Source organism: Streptococcus rifensis (assembly GCF_053203525.1).
Window position 1 is genome coordinate 1 of sequence record NZ_JBRUCW010000026.1, and the last position, 1,539, is coordinate 1,539.

A 1,539-nucleotide genomic window follows, 5' to 3' on the forward strand; every position below is an offset into this window, starting at 1 on the left:
TTTTCAAACTAAGTTCCACTCTCCCATTCGAAGTGGAAGTTAGTGTAAAACGGATTTTTATGGTGGAATTAAGTCTGAGACGTTTGAGTTAGAAATGAGATAATCCATCATGACTAAACACAAACACTTAACCCTCTCAGATCGTAATGACATTCAACTAGGCTTAGACAGTGGACAGACCTTCAAAGCCATTGGGCAAGCCATCCTAAAAGACCCGACAACTGTGTCTAAAGAAGTTAAGCGCAACAGACAAGTCAGAACGTCTACTTGCCATGGGCTATCTTGTCCGCTTCTTGATAAGGCCCCTTTTGTCTGTAATGGGTGCCCAAAAAGAAGACAAAACTGTGGCTACAAGAAAGTCTTCTACTTAGCTAAGCAAGCGCAAAAACAATATGAACAAACCCTTATCGAAGCTCGTGAGGGGACACCGCTCAATAAGGAAACTTTCTGGCAAATGGAAAAGGTCATATCAGATGGTGTTAAAAAAGGGCAACACATCTATCATATCCTGAAAACCCATGACCTTAATGTTAGCTCATCAACCGTCTATCGACACATCAGAAAAGGTTACCTCGCTGTTGCCCCCATTGACCTGCCAAGAGCGGTGACGTTTAAAGAAAGACGTCAAAAGGCACTGCCTCCTATCCTTAAAGCGGATAAGGTCGGGCGGACTTACGAGGACTTTCAACAATATCTGGCCAAGATGAATGTAACAACCTGGTTAGAGATGGATACGGTCATCGGTCGTGTTGGGGGAAAGCTCCTTCTGACCTTCAATCTCTCCTTCTGTAACTTCATCTTTGCTAGACTTTTGAACAACAGGACTGCCCTTGAAGTGGCCAAGCATATCCAAGCCATCAAGAACAATTGCTTTGAGGGAAACCATGATTTCTTCAAGCTATTCCCTGTCATCCTTACGGACAATGGTGGTGAATTTGCCAGAGTCGATGACATTGAAATTGACGTCAGGGGCCAATCCAAACTCTTCTTTTGTGATCCCAATCGTTCCGACCAGAAAGCCAGAATCGAGAAAAATCACACCCTCATTCGTGATATTTTGCCTAAAGGGTGCGATTTTGACCATTTGACACAAGAGGACATCAACCTGGTCTGTTCACACGTTAATAGCGTTAAACGCGCCAATTTAAACGGCAAGTCAGCCTATGAGCTCTTTGCTTTTACCTACGGGGAAGAGGCCGCTAAACTGCTCGGTATTTCTCAAATCCCTGCGGAAGACGTCTGCCAATCACCAACATTACTGCAAGATAAAATTTAAAAACGAGGAAAAAACCAATCCAAAAATCCTCTCAAACGTCTCACACTAACTTCCAGTATAGTGGAACTTAATCTGAAACGCTTTCAGATTAGAGGGTTTTGTGTACCCTTTTTGACAGAAAAACATGTCGAAAAAGCCTATCAATCCAACGAAAATAAAAACCAGTGGAACTTACCCTGACACGGATTTCCACTGATTTTATCATGTTTTCGCAGACTAACTTCCACGCGACTGGACGGTGGAACTTACTTTGGGAATTTAGC

The 1,539-nt window shown here is 43.1% G+C and carries 1 protein-coding gene; it reads left to right on the forward strand.

The window, feature by feature from the left end; translation table 11 throughout:
- The first annotated feature begins 109 nt into the window (after positions 1-109).
- Positions 110-1,276 (forward strand): IS30 family transposase, encoded by a 1,167-nt coding sequence (locus ACVRYP_RS10635; RefSeq protein ID WP_447468678.1) that lies wholly within the window; start codon positions 110-112, stop codon positions 1,274-1,276.
- The last annotated feature ends 263 nt before the right edge of the window (positions 1,277-1,539 follow it).

Coding starts and splice junctions, on each gene's coding strand:
- ACVRYP_RS10635 (WP_447468678.1), top strand. CDS start 110: ATGACTAAACACAAACACTTAACCCTCTCAGATCGTAATGACATTCAA.